21 protein-coding genes are annotated in these 18,717 nt (G+C 64.3%); 4 read left to right on the plus strand and 17 right to left on the minus strand.

Going from position 1 to position 18,717, the window contains the following annotated elements; translation table 11 throughout:
- Positions 1-70 precede the first annotated feature (70 nt).
- Positions 71-616: a ubiquinol-cytochrome C chaperone family protein gene (locus PGP17_RS13875; RefSeq protein WP_270375944.1), complete on the minus strand. Its 546-nt coding sequence runs from the start codon at positions 614-616 to the stop codon at positions 71-73.
- A 115-nt stretch (positions 617-731) separates the two neighbouring features.
- Here PGP17_RS13875 and PGP17_RS13880 point away from each other — a divergent pair, with 115 nt between their 5' ends.
- Positions 732-1,232, plus strand: a complete 501-nt coding sequence (locus PGP17_RS13880; RefSeq protein WP_135943767.1) for an outer membrane protein assembly factor BamE — start codon at positions 732-734, stop codon at positions 1,230-1,232.
- Positions 1,233-1,312: 80 nt separating this feature from the next.
- Here PGP17_RS13880 and PGP17_RS13885 read toward each other — a convergent pair whose 3' ends face one another.
- The 10 genes from PGP17_RS13885 to glyA all read right to left on the minus strand — a co-directional run bounded on the left by PGP17_RS13885 (position 1,313) and on the right by glyA (position 10,397).
- Entirely contained in the window at positions 1,313-3,433 is a 2,121-nt protein-coding gene (locus PGP17_RS13885; RefSeq protein WP_135943768.1) for a sodium-translocating pyrophosphatase, read from the minus strand.
- Positions 3,434-3,602: 169 nt separating this feature from the next.
- The gene (locus PGP17_RS13890; RefSeq protein WP_270375945.1) at positions 3,603-4,154 is read right to left on the minus strand and encodes a hypothetical protein; all 552 of its coding nucleotides are present in this window, start codon (positions 4,152-4,154) and stop codon (positions 3,603-3,605) included.
- Between the two features lie 24 nt (positions 4,155-4,178).
- Positions 4,179-5,162: a thiamine-phosphate kinase gene (gene thiL / locus PGP17_RS13895; protein ID WP_270375946.1), complete on the minus strand. Its 984-nt coding sequence runs from the start codon at positions 5,160-5,162 to the stop codon at positions 4,179-4,181.
- A gap of 96 nt (positions 5,163-5,258) precedes the next feature.
- Positions 5,259-5,732 (minus strand): transcription antitermination factor NusB, encoded by a 474-nt coding sequence (nusB, locus tag PGP17_RS13900; RefSeq protein WP_135943771.1) that lies wholly within the window; start codon positions 5,730-5,732, stop codon positions 5,259-5,261.
- The gene (gene ribH, locus PGP17_RS13905; RefSeq protein WP_270375947.1) at positions 5,729-6,166 is read right to left on the minus strand and encodes a 6,7-dimethyl-8-ribityllumazine synthase; all 438 of its coding nucleotides are present in this window, start codon (positions 6,164-6,166) and stop codon (positions 5,729-5,731) included. Before ribH ends, nusB begins: the two co-directional genes overlap by 4 nt.
- Positions 6,159-7,292, minus strand: coding sequence for a 3,4-dihydroxy-2-butanone-4-phosphate synthase (gene ribB / locus PGP17_RS13910; protein ID WP_270375948.1), 1,134 nt, complete (start codon positions 7,290-7,292; stop codon positions 6,159-6,161). The genes ribH and ribB overlap by 8 nt, the downstream gene beginning before the upstream one ends.
- 12 nt (positions 7,293-7,304) lie before the next feature.
- Complete coding sequence (locus PGP17_RS13915; protein WP_270375949.1) at positions 7,305-7,913, minus strand: riboflavin synthase; 609 nt, start codon at positions 7,911-7,913, stop codon at positions 7,305-7,307.
- Positions 7,913-8,590, minus strand: a complete 678-nt coding sequence (locus tag PGP17_RS13920) for a RibD family protein (RefSeq protein ID WP_270375950.1) — start codon at positions 8,588-8,590, stop codon at positions 7,913-7,915. Before PGP17_RS13920 ends, PGP17_RS13915 begins: the two co-directional genes overlap by 1 nt.
- Positions 8,587-9,078, minus strand: coding sequence for a transcriptional regulator NrdR (gene nrdR / locus PGP17_RS13925; RefSeq protein WP_270375951.1), 492 nt, complete (start codon positions 9,076-9,078; stop codon positions 8,587-8,589). The genes PGP17_RS13920 and nrdR overlap by 4 nt, the downstream gene beginning before the upstream one ends.
- A 14-nt stretch (positions 9,079-9,092) precedes the next feature.
- Positions 9,093-10,397, minus strand: a complete 1,305-nt coding sequence (gene glyA, locus PGP17_RS13930) for a serine hydroxymethyltransferase (RefSeq protein WP_135943776.1) — start codon at positions 10,395-10,397, stop codon at positions 9,093-9,095.
- 254 nt (positions 10,398-10,651) lie between these two features.
- Here glyA and PGP17_RS13935 point away from each other — a divergent pair, with 254 nt between their 5' ends.
- Positions 10,652-11,086, plus strand: coding sequence for a MucR family transcriptional regulator (locus tag PGP17_RS13935; RefSeq protein ID WP_135943777.1), 435 nt, complete (start codon positions 10,652-10,654; stop codon positions 11,084-11,086).
- A gap of 16 nt (positions 11,087-11,102) precedes the next feature.
- Here PGP17_RS13935 and PGP17_RS13940 read toward each other — a convergent pair whose 3' ends face one another.
- The 5 genes from PGP17_RS13940 to PGP17_RS13960 all read right to left on the minus strand — a co-directional run bounded on the left by PGP17_RS13940 (position 11,103) and on the right by PGP17_RS13960 (position 15,897).
- The gene (locus PGP17_RS13940) at positions 11,103-11,360 is read right to left on the minus strand and encodes a DUF6898 family protein (RefSeq protein WP_188634447.1); all 258 of its coding nucleotides are present in this window, start codon (positions 11,358-11,360) and stop codon (positions 11,103-11,105) included.
- Complete coding sequence (hemA, locus tag PGP17_RS13945; RefSeq protein WP_135943778.1) at positions 11,357-12,574, minus strand: 5-aminolevulinate synthase; 1,218 nt, start codon at positions 12,572-12,574, stop codon at positions 11,357-11,359. The genes PGP17_RS13940 and hemA overlap by 4 nt, the downstream gene beginning before the upstream one ends.
- A 127-nt stretch (positions 12,575-12,701) precedes the next feature.
- Positions 12,702-13,607 (minus strand): 3-hydroxyisobutyrate dehydrogenase, encoded by a 906-nt coding sequence (mmsB, locus tag PGP17_RS13950; RefSeq protein WP_270375953.1) that lies wholly within the window; start codon positions 13,605-13,607, stop codon positions 12,702-12,704.
- 11 nt (positions 13,608-13,618) lie between these two features.
- The gene (locus PGP17_RS13955; protein ID WP_270375954.1) at positions 13,619-14,659 is read right to left on the minus strand and encodes an enoyl-CoA hydratase/isomerase family protein; all 1,041 of its coding nucleotides are present in this window, start codon (positions 14,657-14,659) and stop codon (positions 13,619-13,621) included.
- 107 nt (positions 14,660-14,766) lie between these two features.
- Entirely contained in the window at positions 14,767-15,897 is a 1,131-nt protein-coding gene (locus PGP17_RS13960; RefSeq protein WP_270375955.1) for an isobutyryl-CoA dehydrogenase, read from the minus strand.
- Positions 15,898-15,986: 89 nt separating this feature from the next.
- On the opposite strand from PGP17_RS13960, the gene hemB reads away from it, so the two are divergent.
- On the plus strand, positions 15,987-16,973 hold the full coding sequence (gene hemB, locus PGP17_RS13965; protein ID WP_270375956.1) for a porphobilinogen synthase: 987 nt from the start codon (positions 15,987-15,989) through the stop codon (positions 16,971-16,973).
- Positions 16,966-18,102, plus strand: a complete 1,137-nt coding sequence (locus PGP17_RS13970) for a trans-sulfuration enzyme family protein (protein WP_270375957.1) — start codon at positions 16,966-16,968, stop codon at positions 18,100-18,102. Before hemB ends, PGP17_RS13970 begins: the two co-directional genes overlap by 8 nt.
- On the opposite strand, the gene PGP17_RS13975 is transcribed toward PGP17_RS13970, so the two are convergent.
- Positions 18,099-18,713: a Shedu immune nuclease family protein gene (locus tag PGP17_RS13975; RefSeq protein ID WP_270375959.1), complete on the minus strand. Its 615-nt coding sequence runs from the start codon at positions 18,711-18,713 to the stop codon at positions 18,099-18,101. The two genes, PGP17_RS13970 and PGP17_RS13975, sit on opposite strands and share 4 nt — an antisense overlap.
- Between the last annotated feature and the right edge of the window lie 4 nt (positions 18,714-18,717).

Below are 18,717 nucleotides of genomic sequence, written 5' to 3' on the forward strand. Positions count from 1 at the left end.
CTTACCCCATGACCTGCTCAATGCAAGCCGGGCCGGACAGGGGTAATGGCAGGCAGAACGCGATAGAGGCCTATTGCGGCGAGGCGAATCGGGGCCGCGACCGGCCGTCGATCAACAAGGCTGGGTCCTGATCGGCCAGAAGCGTCTCGCTGTCCAGCATGTAGCGCGCAAGCGTGCGGCCGGCGGCGGCAGCGCGCTCATGGCCGTCCTCGTCAAACAGGTTGCGCTGGATGATCGTGCCGAGCGCGGCCGCGTTGCCGGTATCGAGCGCGTCGTCATAGGCTTTCGCCCGGCCGTAGAACGCCTCGCCCATCTCGCGGATCTTCTTGCCGACTTTCAGATCGCCCGTGCCCATTTCGCGCAAGGCCGCATCGAGATCGTCGAACATGCGGTCGAACAACGCTTGCGAGGCCGCGGAGCCCGCCTCCCCGCCCGCGCGCAGGCGCCGCATCACCAGCACGGCGTGCAGGACGATCATGTCGAAGCGGCCATCGACCGTGTCCGGCGCGCCGGCGGCCGAGTACAGAACCGGACGGCGCGCGGCGGCCACCACGTCATCGTAAAGGCGCGCTCCGACCGCTTTCATCGGGTCTTTTTTGAACAGCCGTGCGAACATGTTGTTGATGGCTCCCTTCACACAGGACTTGAAGCTAAGATCATCGCCCGGTACGTCAATGTTGCGCTGCCGCTGAGCCAGCGCGACAGATCTGCTCAAGGAGGGCGCAAGCCCCATGTCACTGCGACGCTCTCTGGCCGTTTCCGCCGTTCTGACCGGCGCCCTTCTGGCCGCCGCCTGCAATCCGACCCTGCGCACGCACGGCTATCGCTATTCCGATGGCGAGGTGCCCGAGTTCACCGTCGGCGAGGATACCGAGGCCACAGTGCTGGATACCCTGGGCAATCCGTCCACACGCGGCGCGTTCGAGGACAACACCTGGTATTACATCAGCGCGACGCGCGAATACCTCGCCTATCTGAGGCCCGAAACGCGCGACCGCCGCGTCCTGACGCTGCGCTTCGACGATAACGGCACGCTGGCCGAGATCGAGGAATACGGCGTGGAGGACGGCCGCGTCGTCGCCTTCATCGATCGCGAAACGCCCACGCGCGGACGCGAGCTGACCGTGCTCGAGCAATTGCTGGGCAATGTCGGACGCCTGCCGGGCGAAACCTTCGGCGGCGAGCAGAACCTGCCCGGCGGCGCGGGCGGCCCGCGCCCGGATGGAAGCTAGGCGGCCAGCCATAGAACGGACGAAAGAAAAAGCCCCGGTCCTGCGACCGGGGCTTTCTCGTTTTCAGCGATCAGATCGGCCTAGTGACCGGCAAGCACTGCGAGCAGAAGCAGGGCTACGATATTGGTGATCTTGATCATCGGGTTGACGGCAGGACCGGCAGTATCCTTGTAAGGATCGCCGACGGTATCGCCCGTCACCGCGGCCTTGTGGGCTTCGCTGCCCTTGCCGCCGTGATGGCCATCCTCAATGTATTTCTTCGCATTGTCCCAGGCACCCCCGCCGGAGGTCATGGAGATGGCCACGAAGAGGCCGGTCACGATCACGCCGAGCAGCATGGCCCCGACCGCAGCGAGTGCCGCCGCCTTGCCCGCAATCGCGAGGATCACGAAGAACAGCACGATGGGTGACAGAACCGGCAAGAGCGAGGGCACGATCATCTCGCGGATCGCCGCCGTGGTGAGAATGTCGACCGCCCGCCCGTAATCGGGACGTGCCGTGCGCTCCATGATGCCGGGGATTTCCCGGAACTGGCGGCGCACTTCCTCGACGACCGCCTGGGCCGCACGGCCCACCGCCATCATCGACATGCCCGCAAAGAGGAAGGGCAGAAGCCCGCCGAACAATAGCCCGACCACGACATAGGGGTTGGACAGGGCGAAATCGACGACGATGCCGTCAAAGAAGCTGCCCGCTTCGGCCCGGTCGGAGAAGAAGCGGATGTCTTCGGTGTAGGCGGCAAACAGTACCAGGGCGCCTAGACCGGCCGAGCCGATCGCATAGCCCTTGGTCACGGCCTTGGTCGTGTTGCCCACAGCGTCGAGCGCGTCGGTGGTCTCACGCACCGAGCCGTCCAGCTCGGCCATCTCGGCAATGCCGCCAGCATTGTCCGTGACCGGGCCGAAAGCATCGAGCGCGATGACCATGCCGGCCAGCGCCAGCATCGTTGTGGTCGCAATGGCAATGCCGAACAGGCCCGCCAGATTGAAGGTCACGATGATGCCCGCGATGATCACGATGGCGGGCAGCGCGGTGGATTCCAGCGAGACGGCGAGGCCCTGGATCACGTTCGTGCCGTGCCCGGATTCCGAAGCGCGCGCCACGGACCGCACGGGGCGGTGCTCGACGCCGGTATAGTATTCGGTGATCCAGACGATGAAGCCGGTCACCAGGAGGCCGGCAATGCCGCACAGGAAAAGGCTCATGGCCGGGATGTCGGTCCCGCCCTCACGCTGAAGTCCTTCCGGGACCAGTGTCCAGATGACGCCGGCGACGGCCGGGATGGACAGGAGCGCGGTGGCGATGAAGCCCTTATAGAGCGCGCCCATGATGTTGGCCTTCTTGCCCAGACGGACAAAGAAAGTGCCGATGATGGAGGTGACGATACACACCGCGCCGATGGCGAGCGGCAGGACCATGCCGTCGACCTGCGAGCCGCCGGCGAAGAAGATCGAGGCCAGCACCATCGTGGCCACAACAGTAACCGCATAGGTCTCGAACAGGTCGGCGGCCATGCCGGCGCAGTCGCCGACATTGTCGCCCACATTGTCCGCGATGGTCGCCGCGTTGCGCGGATCGTCTTCGGGAATACCCGCTTCGACCTTGCCGACCATGTCGCCGCCGACATCCGCACCTTTGGTGAAGATGCCACCGCCGAGACGGGCGAAGACGGAAATCAGCGAGGCGCCGAAGCCCAGCGCCACGAGCGCGTCGATCACCGCCCGGTCGCCCGGCGCATAGCCGAGTCCCATGGTCAGGATCATGAAGTAGACCGAGACGCCGAGAAGCGCGAGGCCGACAACGAGCATGCCGGTCACCGCACCGGAGCGGAAGGCCATGGACAGGCCCTTGGCCAGGCTTTGCTGCGAAGCGGCGGTGGTCCGCACGTTCGCACGGACCGAGACCAGCATGCCTATGAAGCCCGCCATGCCCGACAGGATCGCCCCGACCGCGAAGCCGATCGCCGCCCACAGACCGAGCAGGAAGAAGACGATGACGAAGATGACGACGCCGACAATGGCGATCGTGGTGTACTGGCGCTTCAGATAGGCGTTCGCGCCTTCCTGGATGGCCTGAGCGATTTCCTTCATCCGCTCGCTGCCGGCATCGGCCGACAGGATGGACCGGACGGTCACGGCGCCGTAGACGAGCGCGATCAGGCCCGCTGCCACGGTAAGCCACAGCCAGAGTTCAATACTCATTGCTTATTCCCCCCAATGTATGGGTTTTGATTATTTGAAGGGACGGCCGCTTGTCTGGAATCGTATTTTCGGTCCGCTCCCTACCCGATAGGTAGACGGACTATGCCTCAACACAGTCTGCGCGTGCAATAGACGTCGCAAACTGACGAAATACTGAAATATTAGGGGCTTAGCTGCGCAACAACCGGACGTCGCCGCCGATCAGCTCGACCTGCGAGACTTCGGCATCGCTCAGGATCGACTCGATTCGCTGCGCGATTTCGGCTTGCGCCGAGGCGGCGTCATACACTTCATGCCCGACATACACGAAGGGGGTCTGGTGCATGGCGCGGATGGCGGCGTCCATCAGCAGATGAGTCCGGTCGCGCACGCGCCATTCATCGGCTGAGGAATCCAGATGCACCCGTACGACGACGAAGGAATAGCCCATCAGGCGGCCGGAGCGCACGACCGGGACGTTCATGGCGGGAAGGTCCACATAGGGCCCTTCCGGCGGCGCCATCGCGTCTGCGGCGGTTTCTGCATGCGATTCCAGGTCGTTGGGTAACGCGAGGCTGGAAACGTGGACATTCGTGCGCATCGAGGCTTCCGCCGCGGGGGCTGCGCCGTGGCTACTACTACCACTACTACTACCACCGCCTCCTCCGCCCCCGCCGGCGAAGGCGGGCATGGCAGATGCGACAAGCAGGACCGAGGCGGAAAGGAGTGCGCGAGTGATCATGCGGGCCCTTCTAAACGAGGAGCCTCAAAAATGGGTAAAGCCTGCGCGCGAAATTTCCCGCGTCTTCCCGCGATGGCGCACGGTGACACCCTCGCCGGCGTCGAACCGGCCCAGCACTGTCAGGCCAAGTCCGGCGTGCCGGCACGCGTCGGCGAACCCGCCGACGTGATCGGGCGGGACAGCGCAGGCCAGTTCATAGTCGTCGCCGGAGGTGGCGAGCGCCACCCGCCCGGCCGCTTCGTCCTGCTGACGATCCAGCCAGGCCTGCGCGCCGGCCGAGACCGGCATGTCTTCGAGATCGATGGTGAGCGAACACTCGCTGGCCGACGCGATATGGCCGGCATCCGCGATCAGACCGTCGGAAATATCGATGGCCGCATCTGCGTACCGGCGCAGGGCTTCGGCGATGCCGAGACGCGGTTCGGGACGCAAATGACGCTCTATCAGCGCCTGGCTGTGCCTGTCCTCGAGATCGAGCTTACCCGTCCGGCAGGCCAGGCCGAGACCGGCATCGCCGATCGTGCCGGTCACGGCCAGAAGGTCGCCGGGCCGCGCTCCATCCCGGCGAACCGCCCGGCCGAGCGGCACGTCGCCAATGGCGGTGATCTGGATCACGAACGGGCCCGGGGAGGCGGTAATATCGCCGCCGATCAGGGTCACGCCATAGCGTTCCTGATCGGCCGCCCAGCCCGACACGAAGCGGCGCTGAAACCCGGCTTCGGTCTTGTCGGGCCAGACCAGGCTGGAGAGGTAGAATCGCGCCCTCGCCCCCATGGCGGCGAGATCCGAAAGGTTGGCGCGCAACGCCTTGCGGGCGATGTCCCCCGCATCGTCGCCTTCTGAGAAATGTCGCCCTTCAACCAGAGTATCGGCGGTGACGACGAACTCGTGGCCGTCCTCCGGCGCGATCGTGGCGGCGTCATCGCGCAGGCCGTACGCCCCCGGATGACCGGAGGCGAGCGGGGCAAGCAGGGAGGCGATCAGATCGAATTCGCCGTATCGCGCCATGAAACCGCTCTTTCACCCGAGAAGGCTTCGCCCTGGGCTCTTGTCTTGCCGCATTTTCGAACCGCGAAACCGGAAGCCACTTTCGCTCAAAGTGCTCTAGTTAAAGGCCTCCGGCCTGACGCGGCGCGCAAAGCTTTCCAGCGAGGCATTGATGAAGCCAGGCTCGCTACCCTCGTAGAAGGCATGGGCGATGTCGACATATTCGTTGATGACGACGCCGACCGGCACATCGCTGCGCTCGAGAAGCTCGTAGCCGCCCGCGCGGAGAATGGCGCGCAGAGTGGAGTCCAGCCGCGACAGCTTCCAGCCCGTCTTCAAGGTTGACCGGATCGTCTCGTCCACGCGGTCCTGAGCCTTCACCACGCCGCTCAGCAAATCCTCGAAAAAGGCTTCGTCAGCTGCGAGATAATCGCCCGGCTCGTCGTCGTGACCGAAGCGGTGGGAGAGAAATTCGCGGGTGACTTCGCTCGCCCCGGCCCCGGCCAGTTCCATCTGGTAGAGCGCCTGCACGGCGGCCAGACGGGCAGAACGGCGCAGACGGGCGCGCTTGTCGGACGCCTCTTCGCTCATCGCGCGCCACCGAACCGGCTGCGGGCGTCGATCATGGTCAGGCAGGCATCGGCGGCATCCCTGCCCTTGTTCTTTTCGTCCACCATTGAGCGGACACGCGCCTGCTTGATGTTCTCGACCGTCAGAATGCCGTAGCCGATCGCGACCCCCTTCAGGGAGAGGTCCATCAGTCCGCGGGCCGATTCCCCGCAGACATAGTCATAATGGCTTGTCTCGCCGCGAATGACGCAGCCGAGCGCGATATAGCCGTCAAACCCGGCTTGCGCCGCCTCGGCCTGGGCAATGACGCCGGGAATCTCGAACGCGCCGGGGACCTCGAACGTCTCGTGCGCCACGCCGCGCGCATCCAGTTCCGCGCGCGCACCCCTGAGCAATTCTTCGGTGATTTCCTCGTAGAACGGCGCGGCTACGAGGAGGACTTTGGTGTCAGTCATCGTCATGTCCTTCAATCTCGCGCTGTTCAATAACTTCCAGGCCGTAACCTTCAAGCCCGACGATCTTCTGCGGCGCAGTGGACAGCAGGATCATGCGCCTCACTCCCAGATCGAGGAGGATCTGCGCGCCAACCCCGTATTCGCGCAGACGGCGCGCTTCCTGGGCATGGGGCGGATCGACAGGCGTCGCCCCGAAGCGCTCGGTAATGGCAGAGGGATTGGTCTCGCGGATGAACACCATCGCCGCCGGTCCATCATGAGCGGAAATCGCCTTGATGCCTTGCTCCACCAGACCTTCTCGCGAACCGGCAGTGCCCAGAATATCGTCGGTAAAGCTGACCTTGTGCATGCGCACCAGCACCGGCCGGTCGGCGGTGAAATCACCGCGCGTCAGCGCCACGTGCTCGACATTGTCCACCAGGGAGCGGAAGACGGAGAGCTTGAACGGCCCGCCCCACTTGGTCGTGACCTCGCCATCGACCTGGCGTTCGACAAAGCGGTCATTCTTGCGCCGGTAGGCAATCAGGTCGGCAATGGTCCCGATCTTGAGATCATGGGTCCGGGCAAACTCTATCAGGTCGGGCAAACGCGCCATCGTCCCGTCATCGTTCATGATTTCGCAGATCACGCCAGACGGGTTCATGCCCGCGAGACGCGCGACATCCACGGCCGCCTCGGTGTGGCCGGCGCGAACCAGAACCCCGCCATCGCGCGCCATCAGCGGAAAGACGTGACCGGGCGAAACGATGTCTTCCTCGCCCTTCGTCGGGTCGATCGCGACATTGATCGTGCGGGCGCGGTCGTGCGCGGAGATGCCGGTCGACACGCCCTCGCGCGCCTCGATCGACACGGTGAAGGCGGTGGTCTGACGCGAGCGGTTATGCCCGGTCATCAGCTGAAGGCCGAGCGCACGCGACCGGGCCTGCGTCATCGACAGGCAGATCAATCCGCGCCCGTACTTGGCCATGAAGTTGACCGCTTCGGGTGTGGCGAACTGCGCCGGAATGATCAGATCGCCCTCATTTTCCCGATCCTCGGCATCGACCAGGATGAACATCCGCCCGTTGCGGGCATCCTCGATAATGTCCTCGATCGGCGCGAGCGGCGGGGTGTGGATGTGTGTCACAGAATTTCGCTTTCAGGCTTGAGCCGCAGTCTCGGCCAGACGCGCGGCGTAGCGCGCCATGATATCCACCTCAAGGTTCACGCGCTGACCTGGCTGCAGCGTCCCGATCGAGGTGATCTGTGCGGTATGGGGAATAATCATCAGGTCGAAGACATTTCCCGCGACCGCGTTCACGGTGAGGGAGACGCCATCCACGGCGATGGACCCCTTCTCCGCAATGAAAGGCGCCAGCGCGCCGGGGGCTTCCACGCGCAGGGTGAGCCAGCCATCGCTTCGCTCGGCCGAAACCACCCGGCCCGTCCCGTCCACGTGTCCCTGAACGATGTGACCGCCGAGTTCGTCTCCAACCTGCAGAGCGCGTTCCAGATTGACGCTGTCGCCTTCGCGCCAGTCGCCCAGCGTGGTCCGCGCCAGCGTTTCCGGCGAGACTTCGACCGCGTACCGGCACCCCTCGTCCAGACCAATGACATCGACCACGGTCAGACAGACGCCCGCATGGGCAATGGAGGCCCCGAGCGCGATACTCGCCGGATCGTAGGGCGCTTCGATCTCGAAGCGGCGCACGGAGTCTCCGGACAGACGCGCGATGCGTCCGATCGCGGTTACAATCCCGGTGAACATCAGGCCGTCTCCCGCCGGTAGGTCTCGTGAGTGTCCGCCCCGCAGGGACGCACATCGATGCGGGTAAATCTGGGTGCCGCGTCCAGTCTCTCAAGGCGAAGGTCTGCGAAAACCGGTTTGGCATCCCCGCCCAGCACGATCGGCGCGCGAAACCATTCGATACGGGTCACAAGGCCGGAGGCGAGTGCGGAGGTCGCGACCCTGGCACCGGCCTCGATGAGAATGCGCGTGTAGCCGCGCTCGCGCAGGCTCTCGATGACCTGTTCGAAGCGCGGGCGCGCATTCACATCGCCTTCGACCGTGATCGACTGGACACCTTCGGGCACCGAGGTCGGCGACTCGGCGGAGAACAGCATGACGCGCCGTCTTTCCTCCAGAAGCCGGGCGTCGGAGGCGAGATCCCCGCTCGAACTCAGGATCGCGCAATCAGGTTGCGGACCGTTGAACGCGTCGACATCGCGCGCCGTCAGGCGCGGATCGTCGGCACGAACCGTCCCGGCACCCGTCAGGATGAGCTGGGTCTCGGCGCGCATGCGATGGACGGCGCGCCGGCTCTCTTCTCCGGTAATCCACTGGCTGTCGCCATTGGCGAGGGCGATCGCACCGTCGAGCGACGTCGCCAGCTTCAGGACGATTTCGACCGGCCTTTCACCGGCCTCTTCAGAGCCGGTGCTCATTCGTCTTCGTCCGGTGTGGCCACGATCTTCCCGGACCGGGTCAGCTTCTCGCCCTTGATGAAGTCGGAGAAGTCGGCGACCTCCCGGAAATCCTTGTAGACCGAGGCGTAGCGGACATAGGCAACGGTATCGAGATGCTTGAGCCCCTCCATCACCAGTTCGCCGATCACCTTGGAGGGAATGTCCGGATCTCCGCCGCTTTCAAGGCGGCGAACGATCCCGGAGACCATCTGCTCGAGCTTCTCGCGGTCGATGGAGCGCTTCTGGGCCGCCAGCAGGATGGATCGCACCAGCTTGTCGCGATCGAACGGCGCACGCTTGCCATCGGTCTTGATGACGTGGAGATCGCGCAACTGGACGCGTTCGAACGTGGTAAAGCGCGCCGCGCAGGACGGGCACTGGCGCCGCCGGCGGATTGCCTGGCCGTCCTCGGCGGGACGGGAGTCCTTTACCTGGGTATCGGGATGGCTACAGAAGGGACAGCGCACGCGCGTTCAATCCTCTAGCCAAGCTCGGCGTAGATCGGGAAGCGTTCGCACAGGGCGACCACCTCGTCACGTACCCGCGCCTCGGTCGCGTCGTCGCCATCGCGATTCTCGGCCAGCGAGTCGAGGACTTCGGCCATCATCTCGCCGATGCGCGTAAACTCCTCCTTGCCGAAGCCGCGGGTGGTCCCGGCGGGCGAGCCGACGCGCAGGCCGGACGTGACGAAGGGCTTTTCGGGATCGAACGGGACGCCATTCTTGTTGCAGGTAATGTGCGCGCGCTCGAGCGCCTTCTCCGAAATGTCGCCGGTCAGCGATTTGGGGCGCAGATCGACCAGGGCGACGTGGCTGTCGGTACCGCCGGACACGATGTCGTAACCGGCATCTACCAGGGCGGCGGCCATGGCCTGTGCGTTCTCGATCACCGCCTTGGCGTAGGTCTTGAACTCGGGCCGCAGCGCCTCGCCGAAGGCCACCGCCTTGCCCGCGATGACGTGCATGAGCGGACCGCCCTGCAGGCCGGGGAAAACGGCCGAGTTGATCTTTTTGCCGATGTCCTCGTCGCGCGACAGGACCATGCCGCCGCGCGGACCGCGCAGCGTCTTGTGCGTGGTCGTCGTGACGATATCGGCATGCGGGACCGGGTTGGGATAGGCGCCGCCCGCGACCAGGCCGGCAAAGTGGGCCATATCCACCAGCAGATAGGCGCCCACCTCGTCCGCGATGGAACGGAAGGCTTCGAAATCGATCTCGCGCGGATAGGCCGAGCCGCCGGCGATGATCATCTGCGGCTTGAGCTCCTTGGCCTGCTCACGCAGCGCATCGTAGTCGATCAGCGCGTTGTCCTCGCGCACGCCATAGTGGTGCGCGTCAAACCACTTGCCGGACAGGTTGGGACGCGCGCCATGGGTCAGGTGCCCGCCGGCCGACAGGTCGAGCCCGAGAATCCTGTCTCCCGGCTTGAGCAGGGCCAGAAAGACGGCCTGATTGGCCTGGCTGCCCGAATTGGGCTGCACATTGGCGTAGGCGGCTCCGAAGAGCTGTTTGGCGCGGTCGCGGGCGAGATCCTCGGCAATGTCGACGAACTCGCAGCCGCCGTAATACCGCTTGCCCGGATAGCCCTCGGCATACTTGTTGGTCAGCGGCGAGCCCTGAGCTTCAAGGACAGCGCGCGAAACAATGTTCTCCGAGGCGATCAACTCGATCTGGGTCTGCTGACGGTGCAGCTCGCGGGAAATGGCCGACGCCAGCTCGGGATCGCGTGACGCCAGGCTCTCGGAGAAGAAGGATTGGATGTGAGTCCTCGACTGATCGTCAGGCATGGCGCGCTCCCTGGGCTTGTGCGTGTGCACAGACATACGTCCCCTGCCCGTTCGCGACAACACCGCGAAGGTGTGTGCGTCGCATCAAAGACACCAAAGATGGTCGTTAAGTGTACTTAACTAGGCAAGAGCGGATGAGCCGGTTGGACTGAAATTGTTCCCGAAGGCGACTTGTAGAGCGCGCGCAAACGCAATATAGGACCGCAATTGGTGCGCATTTGAGCGCGAACACGCCTCGTCAGACAGGATAACTTATGACCGAAGACCTTGCTAACTCCGTCGATCAGGAAGAAATCCTTCGCATGACCACGGATATTGTCGCGTCGTTCTTGACGCACAATTCTATTCCGTCGGAGAACGTGCCGGAACTGATCAAATCGATCTACGGAACGATGCGGTCGCTGTCCGAAAAAGAGGAAGAAAAAGTCGAGACCAAGCAGAAGCCGGCCGTACCGGTCTCGAAGTCGGTCCAGGACGACTACATTGTCTGCCTGGAAGACGGCAAGAAGCTGAAGATGCTCAAGCGCTACCTGCGCTCGCAATACGACATGTCGCCGGAAGAATACCGCCGCAAATGGGGCCTGCCGGCCGACTACCCGATGGTTGCGCCCGCCTACTCGCGCCGCCGCTCGCAATTTGCCAAGGATATCGGCCTCGGTCGGGGCGCGGCAAAGAAGCGCGGCAAGTAAAACGCCCGCGACCTTTTCAGACGATGACGCCCCGGCCGCCGCGCCGGGGCGTTTTCGTTTCATCGCCCGAAGAGCCCGACAGCCGTTCCAGACGCCGCGCCAGCTTCCGGGACGCGATGCGCTTGAGCTCTGCCTTCGGCGTCGAGCCCGGGCCCTGGATCACGACCTCCTCGCCCGTGTCGACATCGATGGCGGCGACGCGCACGATTTCGCCCACGGTCTGGAATTCGAAGATGATCTCGCGGCCCGCAGACGGATCGCGGCCCTGGCTCATCCCGCGACCCGGATACGCGCATGCTTGGCGTAGACAGCCTTCAGCGCGGAGACGAGTTCGTCGAACATCTCGTCGGTATGCAGCGGCGTCGGGGTCAGCCGCATGCGCTCGGTCCCCTTGGGCACGGTCGGATAGTTGATCGGCTGCACGTAGATGCCGTGCTCGTCCAGAAGCGCATCGGTCAGGCGCTTGCACAGGACCGGATCGCCGACATGGATCGGGACGATGTGGGTCACCGACTCGATCAGCGGGAAGCCCTCGGCTGTCAGACGCGCCTTCAGCGCAGCCGCGCGTTCCTGGTGGGCTTCGCGCAAATGGTTGGCCGATTTGAGGAATTCGACACTCGCACGCGCGCCTGCGGCAATCGCCGGCGCCAGCGACGTGGTGAAGATGAAGCCCGGCGCCCAGGAGCGGATCGCGTCGCAGATGACGGCGTCGGCCGCGATATAGCCGCCCATGACGCCGAACGCCTTGCCGAGCGTGCCCTCGATGATGTCGAAGCGGTCGAGCAGACCTTCGCGCTCGGCCACGCCGGCGCCGCGCAGGCCGTAGAGGCCGACCGCGTGGACCTCGTCGAGATAGGTCATGGCGTTATACTTGTCGGCCAGGTCGCAGACTTCGCGCAACGGACCGATATCGCCGTCCATCGAGTAGACGGACTCCAGCGCGATGACCTTCGGCGCGTCGAGCGGCGCGGCCTTGAGGAGCTCTTCGAGATGCTCGACGTCGTTGTGGCGCCAGACATGCTTCTCGCAATTGGCCTGGCGGACCCCTTCGATCATCGAGGCGTGGTTCAGCGCGTCGGAGTAGATGATGAGGCCGGGCAGAATCTTGCCCAGCGTCGCCAGCGTCGCCTGGTTGGCGATATAACCGGAGGTGAAGAGGAGCGCGGATTCCTTCTCGTGCAGCTCGGCCAGCGAGCGCTCGAGTTCGACATGGTAGTGCGTCGTGCCGGAAATGTTGCGAGTCCCGCCCGCGCCTGCGCCGACATCGTCGAGCGCCTGCTTCATCGCGCCGACCACGCACGGGCTCTGGCCCATGGCGAGATAATCGTTCGAGCACCACACCGTGACATCGCGCATCTCGCCGGTGGAGACGCGATAGCGGGCGCGCGGGAAACTGCCCCGCGTGCGCAGCAGGTCGGCGAAGACGCGGTAGCGTCCTTCGGCCCGGACCCGGGCCACGGCCGTCTTGAAGGCTTCGTTATAATTCATTGCCGTTTCACCACCGTCCGGCGGCGCCTTACTCCGTTTTCAAGACAGTGCCACGAACCAAAGCTTGCGTCATCTGCTCCAGAGGAGACCGAATGTCGCGGCTACGCTTTGAAAACGCTTCGCAAATTCACTCCGGCACCTGCCCGATTTCACCCTGGAGCATCTTGATGATTCCAGAGAAGTCCAACTGGTTTCCGCCAGACTCGTTAAAGACCGAATACAGATTCTCCGCGCGCTGCCCCAGAGGCGTCGAGGCGTCCACGCGTTCGGCGGCCTGCATGGCCAGACGCAGGTCCTTCAGCATCATCGGAGCCGCGAAGCCGGGCTTGTAGTCGCGATTGGAGGGCGCAGCCGGCACAGGACCGGGCACCGGGCAATAGCTCGTCAGCGACCAGCTCTGGCCGGAGGCCTGGGACGCGATATTGAAGAAGTTCTGGGGGTCGAGCCCCAGCTTCTGCGCCAGGTTCATGGCCTCGCAGGTGCCGATCATGGTGATCGCGAGCAGCATGTTGTTGCAGATCTTGGCCGCCTGGCCCGCCCCGGCATCGCCGGCACGAATCACCGCCTTGCCCATGGCATCCAGGAAAGGCTTGGCCTTGTCGAAGCTGGCCTGGCTGCCCCCGACCATGAAGGTCAGCGTCCCGCCTTCGGCCGCGGCAACCCCGCCGGAGACCGGCGCGTCGACAAACGCCATCTGCTTCTTGTCGGCCTCGCCAGCGACGGCACGCGCAGACTCCACGTCGATCGTGGAGCAATCCATCAGGATGGCATCGTGTTCGGCCAGCTGCAGGATGCCATCATCGCCTTCATAGACGCTGCGCACATGCTGACCGGCGGGCAGCATGGTGACGATCGCCTCGGCACCGCGTACTGCGTCGGCCAGGCTTTCGGCCGCCTTCGCGCCCTTGGCTTCAAGCGCCTTGACCGCGTCGCTGTTCAGATCGAACGCAAACACCTCGTGGCCGGCCTTGACCATGTTGGCCGCCATGCCCGAGCCCATGTTTCCCAGTCCGATAAATCCAATACGGGCCATGTGGCCTCCCCTTAAATGAAGCTCATCTCGTGGTCGTCATCGAGCGGCGCGAAGAAAACGGCGCGGTCTGCCGGGACCGGACCCCAGGACGGGGCATTGTCCTTGTCGACCACGACAGCGCGCACGCCTTCATAGAAGTCCGACCCGGGACGCAGAAAGCGCATGGAGACGCGCAGATCCTGCGCCATCACATCGCGGAATTCCAGATCGCGTCCGGTCCGGATCGCCTCCAGCGTGACGGCGAGCGAAGTCGGCGACTTGGCACGCAACAGCTCCGCCTGTCTCGTCGACCAGTTGTCACCGGCGGAATCGAGCGCGGCGAGAATGGCTTCGATGGACGGCTCGCAGAACGCCGCGTCGATCAGTCCGCGTTCGAGGGCCAGATCGCTGTCGCCAACCTTGCCGTCGAACCCGTCGAGCAATTCCTCGATCCGCTCGCCGTCATCGTCGAGGCGTTCGGTCTCCAGCGCATAGATCAGCTCGCCATTGCGCTCGCTCGGCACGTAGTGTGTCGCGACCCCGGCCGCGATGGCATCCGCCGTCTTCAGGCGCGCCCCGGTCAGGCCCATCCATTCACCGAGACAGCCGGCCAGGCGCGGCAGGAAATAGGCCCCGCCGACATCGGGGTGAAAGCCGATCCCGGTTTCAGGCATGGCAACCATCGTCCGGTCACCGGCAACCCGGTGCGAGCCGTGAACCGATACACCGACGCCGCCGCCCATCGTGATGCCGTCGATCAGCGCGACATAGGGCTTGGGATATTCGAAAATCAGCGTGTTGAGCCGGTACTCATCGCGCCAGAAGCGCCAGGCCCGATCATCGCCCGCCTTGCCGCTCTCGGCCAGCATCTTGATGTCGCCGCCGGCGCAGAAGCCCTTCTCGCCCTCACCGTCGACCACGACGGCCTTGATGGAGTCATCGTCCCTCCAGGCCGTCAATGCCTCGATCATGGCGTCGACCATGGACTGGTTCAGCGCGTTGAGCGCCTTGGGACGATTAAGGCTGATGCGGCCGACATCGCCCGTCCGGCGGATGATCACGTCATCGGTCATGACTGGTCCTTTCTCGGCGTCCGGCATCGATAGCGGGCACGCCCTGCATAGGCAAATCGATCCATTCTGGTCCACCCATCGAAGAACTCGATACGTGGCCCAGCGCGCTACAGGCTCTTGGCGATGATGACGCGCATGATTTCGTTCGTGCCCTCAAGAATCTGGTGGACGCGCAGATCGCGCACGATGCGCTCGATCGGGTAGTCCTTCAGATAGCCGTAACCGCCGTGCAGCTGGAGCGCGTCATTGGCCACTTTCGAGCCTGCGTCAGTGGCGAAACGCTTGGCCATGGCGCAATGTTTCGGCGCCCCGGGATCCTTGCGGTCCAGCGAATCGGCGGCGCGGTAGAGCATGAGGCGCGCGGCATCGAGATCGGTGGCCATGTCAGCGAGCTTGAACTGGGTCGCCTGGAACGCCTCGATCGGCTTGCCGAACTGCTCGCGCCCCTGCACGTATTCGCGCGCCAGATCATAGGCCTCCGATGCGCCGCCGAGCGAGCAGGCGCCGATATTGATACGGCCCCCGTTCAGCCCGTTCATGGCGATGGAGAAGCCCTTGCCTTCCTCATCGAGGCGATTGGCGGCCGGCACGCGGCAATCCTCGAAGGTGACCACGGCCGTCGGCTGGGAATTCCAGCCCATCTTGCGCTCGTTGGCGCCGAAGGAGAGGCCCGGCGTGTCCTTTTCCACCACCAGGGTGGAAATCCCCTTCGGTCCCGCCTCGCCGGTGCGGCACATGACGACGTAGAGATCGCTGGTCCCGGCACCGGAAATGAAGGCCTTCGAGCCGTTGAGCACGTAATCATCGCCATCGCGCACGGCCTTGGTGCGCAGGCTGCCGGCGTCAGACCCGGCGCCCGGCTCGGTCAGGCAGTAGGAGCCGATCATGTCCATGGCGGTGAGCTTGGGCAGCCATTTCTGGCGCTGCTCGTCATTGCCCCACGTGTCGATCATCCAGCTGACCATGTTGTGGATCGAGATGAAGGCCGCCGTCGAGACACAGCCGCGCGAGAGCTGTTCAAAGATGATTGCGGCGTCGAGACGCGACATGCCCGATCCGCCGACATCGTCGCGCGTGTAGATGCCGGCAAAGCCCATCTCTGCGGCTTCCTTCAGCACGTCGACCGGGAAGATCTTTTCCTCGTCCCATTTTGCCGCATTGGGTTTAAGCCGGTCATCGGCAAACTTGCGGGCGGCGTCCTGGATGAGGGCTTGCTCTTCGCTAAGCTCGAAATGCACTCGGATTCTCCTTAAAGAGTAGCGGAACGCGGCGAACCGGCGAGACCGGGACCGGCCTCCAACAGATTTGACAAGCGAGATAGACTAAAATGCCCCAGTTTCCCAATACCCGGCTGCGTCGCCTGCGCGCTCACGACTGGTCGCGCCGCCTGGTGCGCGAGACCCGTCTGACGCCGGACGACCTGATCTGGACGGTGGTGGTGTCCGACAGCGCCGACCCGACAGAGCCGGTCGCGTCCATGCCCGGCGTGGAGCGCCTGTCGATTAGAGCTGCCGCCGATGCGGCCCGCGAAGCGCGCGATCTGGGCATTCCGGCGATCGCGATCTTTCCCCACATAAACCCGGCCCACAAGGACGATGCCGGGTCCGAGGCGCTCAATCGCGACGGGCTGGTTGCCCGCGCCGTGCGCGCGATGAAGGACGCTGCGCCCGAGGTCGGGCTGATCTGCGACGTGGCGCTGGATCCCTTCACCACGCACGGCCATGACGGCGTCCTGAAGGACGGACGCATTCTGAACGACGAAACCGTGGAAAAGCTGATCGCCCAGGCCATTGTCCAGGCGGAGGCAGGCTGCGACGTGATTGCCCCCTCCGACATGATGGACGGGCGGATCGGCGCCATTCGTGCCGCGCTCGACAGCGCGGGCCAGCAGGACACGATGATCATGTCCTACGCGGCCAAGTATGCCTCGGCCTTCTATGGCCCCTATCGCGATGCGATCGGCTCCGCCAAGGCACTCACCGGCGACAAGAAGACCTATCAGATGGATCCGGGAAACAGCGACGAGGCCCTGCGCGAGGTCGCCATGGATATCGAGGAAGGCGCGGACATGGTCATGGTGAAGCCGGGCCTGCCCTATCTCGACATCGTGGCCCGGGTGAAGGCCGAATTCGCCATGCCCACCTATGTCTTCCAGGTGTCCGGCGAATACGCGATGATCCAGGCAGCCGACGCGCAGGGCTGGATCGACGGCGAGCGCGTGATGATGGAGAGCCTGTCCGCGTTCAAGCGCGCGGGCGCCGACGGCATCCTGACCTATTTCGCCCCGCGGGCGGCGCGTGCGCTTCATGGATAAACGCCCCGAAACCCTTGCCGCGCAAGCCCTGCACCGGATCGATCCCGAGACCGGGGCGGTCATTGCGCCAATTCACCCGTCCACGACCTATGCGCGCGGACCCGACAGCGCGCTGATCGGCCAGCACCAGTATCGCCGGCCCCAGGGGCCGGGCTCCCAGCATGCCGAAGATATCGTCGCGGCGCTCGAAGGCGCGGCGGCGAGCCGGCTGTTCGCCTCCGGCCTCGGTGCAGCCTCCGCCCTCTTCGAGACGGTTGCGCCCGGCGCGCATGTCGTGGCGCAGTCGCGCATGTATCACGGCACGCGTCTCCTGTTGCGGCGTCTGGCCGAACGCGGGCGCATCCGTCTCACCCTGTTCGACCCTGAAGCCCCCGAAACGCTGAAAGAGGCTATCGAGCCCGGCGTGACCGAGCTCGTCTGGATCGAAACCCCCGCCAACCCGGTCTGGTCGATCCTGGATATCGGGGCGTGCGCGCAGATCGCTAGAGACGCCGGTGCCGTGCTGGCCGTCGATGGCACGTGCGCCCCGCCCTGCACCACGCGCGCGCTCGATCTCGGCGCCGACCTGGTGATGCATTCGGCGACGAAATACCTCAACGGCCATTCCGATGTGCTGGCCGGGGTAGTCTCCACCCGCGAGGAAGACGCGCGCTGGGAGCGGCTGAGCGAGAACGCCTCGCTGAACGGGGCGACGCCGGGCGCGTTCGAAAGCTGGCTCCTGATCCGGGGACTGCGTACCTTGTTCGTCCGGTTCGAGCGCCAGAGCGCCAATGCGATGGCCGTGGCGAAGGCCTTGGAAGGCCACTCGGCGGTGAGCCATGTCCTCTATCCGGGCCTGGAGAGCCATCCAGGTCACGCCGTTGCCACGCGTCAGATGACGGGCGGGTTTGGCGGGCTGCTGTCGATAAGGCTGGAAGGCGGAGCAGGCGCAGCGAAGAAACTCGCCGCCACCACTCAGGTCTTCATCCAGGCCACCTCGATCGGCGGCGTGGAAAGCCTGATCGAGCATCGCCAGCCCATCGAGGGGCCGGACAGCCCGACGCCGGAAGACCTGGTGCGCCTGTCCTGCGGAATCGAGGCGGAGGGCGATCTGATTGCGGACCTGACGGCGGCGCTGGATTCGATCTAATCGCGAATTAAAGAACGTGAGTCGTATTCGTCCCAGTGGGCTGCTCGTCGGTCAAGCCAATCGAGAATTCTGTCATATGTCACTATTTCTACGAAGGATTCGGCGTGTTCTTGATTTCGTAGGTCATTAAATCTCGGCGTCACAAAGTCACGGCGTCCAGCAATCACCATTGGGTAGAAGCCGGCAACATCTCCCAGATCCAGACCGCCTCGTTCATAGGGGTCAGATGCAATTCGGGGGTGATTTATGAGATAGCGACGCCAATCGCGAACTTGTTCGAGACCCCTGCGAAGCTTAGCTCCAAAAGAACCAGCCTTCGTGACGAGTTGGGCTTTCGGGCTCTCGAGTTCGATGAGATGAACGAATGTTCCCGCTGAGCTCATATCCAGTGCAACGAAATCCGCCCTGTATTTCCCACCGAATCCGAACTGCGGAACTACAAAATGCCCATGAGCAAATTGCTCGCCGATGATCCACGGGTTGCCCTCCAGAAATAGTTGGATAGGCCGCTCTGTGTTCGACTGATCAACAACCTCTCTAAATTCACGCGCGATTTCTCGGCATTTTCCGTGAGGCCTCGTCCAACCAAAACGTTCGTACCTACTGGTCAAAGCA

Source organism: Marinicauda sp. Alg238-R41 (assembly GCF_947331485.1).
In the GTDB taxonomy this organism is placed as follows: domain Bacteria; phylum Pseudomonadota; class Alphaproteobacteria; order Caulobacterales; family Maricaulaceae; genus Marinicauda; species Marinicauda pacifica.

Excerpts from the sequence above, each read along its gene's own strand:
- PGP17_RS13885 (WP_135943768.1), bottom strand. The coding sequence starts at position 3,433 with ATGAGTATTGAACTCTGGCTGTGGCTTACCGTGGCAGCGGGCCTGATC.
- PGP17_RS13955 (WP_270375954.1), bottom strand. The coding sequence starts at position 14,659 with ATGACCGATGACGTGATCATCCGCCGGACGGGCGATGTCGGCCGCATC.
- PGP17_RS13970 (WP_270375957.1), top strand. The coding sequence starts at position 16,966 with ATGGATAAACGCCCCGAAACCCTTGCCGCGCAAGCCCTGCACCGGATC.
- glyA (WP_135943776.1), bottom strand. The coding sequence starts at position 10,397 with ATGCCTGACGATCAGTCGAGGACTCACATCCAATCCTTCTTCTCCGAG.
- PGP17_RS13940 (WP_188634447.1), bottom strand. The coding sequence starts at position 11,360 with ATGAGCCAGGGCCGCGATCCGTCTGCGGGCCGCGAGATCATCTTCGAA.
- hemA (WP_135943778.1), bottom strand. The coding sequence starts at position 12,574 with ATGAATTATAACGAAGCCTTCAAGACGGCCGTGGCCCGGGTCCGGGCC.
- nusB (WP_135943771.1), bottom strand. The coding sequence starts at position 5,732 with ATGAGCGAAGAGGCGTCCGACAAGCGCGCCCGTCTGCGCCGTTCTGCC.
- PGP17_RS13890 (WP_270375945.1), bottom strand. The coding sequence starts at position 4,154 with ATGATCACTCGCGCACTCCTTTCCGCCTCGGTCCTGCTTGTCGCATCT.
- PGP17_RS13920 (WP_270375950.1), bottom strand. The coding sequence starts at position 8,590 with ATGAGCACCGGCTCTGAAGAGGCCGGTGAAAGGCCGGTCGAAATCGTC.
- PGP17_RS13935 (WP_135943777.1), top strand. The coding sequence starts at position 10,652 with ATGACCGAAGACCTTGCTAACTCCGTCGATCAGGAAGAAATCCTTCGC.
- PGP17_RS13915 (WP_270375949.1), bottom strand. The coding sequence starts at position 7,913 with ATGTTCACCGGGATTGTAACCGCGATCGGACGCATCGCGCGTCTGTCC.
- hemB (WP_270375956.1), top strand. The coding sequence starts at position 15,987 with ATGCCCCAGTTTCCCAATACCCGGCTGCGTCGCCTGCGCGCTCACGAC.
- PGP17_RS13875 (WP_270375944.1), bottom strand. The coding sequence starts at position 616 with ATGTTCGCACGGCTGTTCAAAAAAGACCCGATGAAAGCGGTCGGAGCG.
- thiL (WP_270375946.1), bottom strand. The coding sequence starts at position 5,162 with ATGGCGCGATACGGCGAATTCGATCTGATCGCCTCCCTGCTTGCCCCG.
- PGP17_RS13880 (WP_135943767.1), top strand. The coding sequence starts at position 732 with ATGTCACTGCGACGCTCTCTGGCCGTTTCCGCCGTTCTGACCGGCGCC.
- ribH (WP_270375947.1), bottom strand. The coding sequence starts at position 6,166 with ATGACTGACACCAAAGTCCTCCTCGTAGCCGCGCCGTTCTACGAGGAA.
- mmsB (WP_270375953.1), bottom strand. The coding sequence starts at position 13,607 with ATGGCCCGTATTGGATTTATCGGACTGGGAAACATGGGCTCGGGCATG.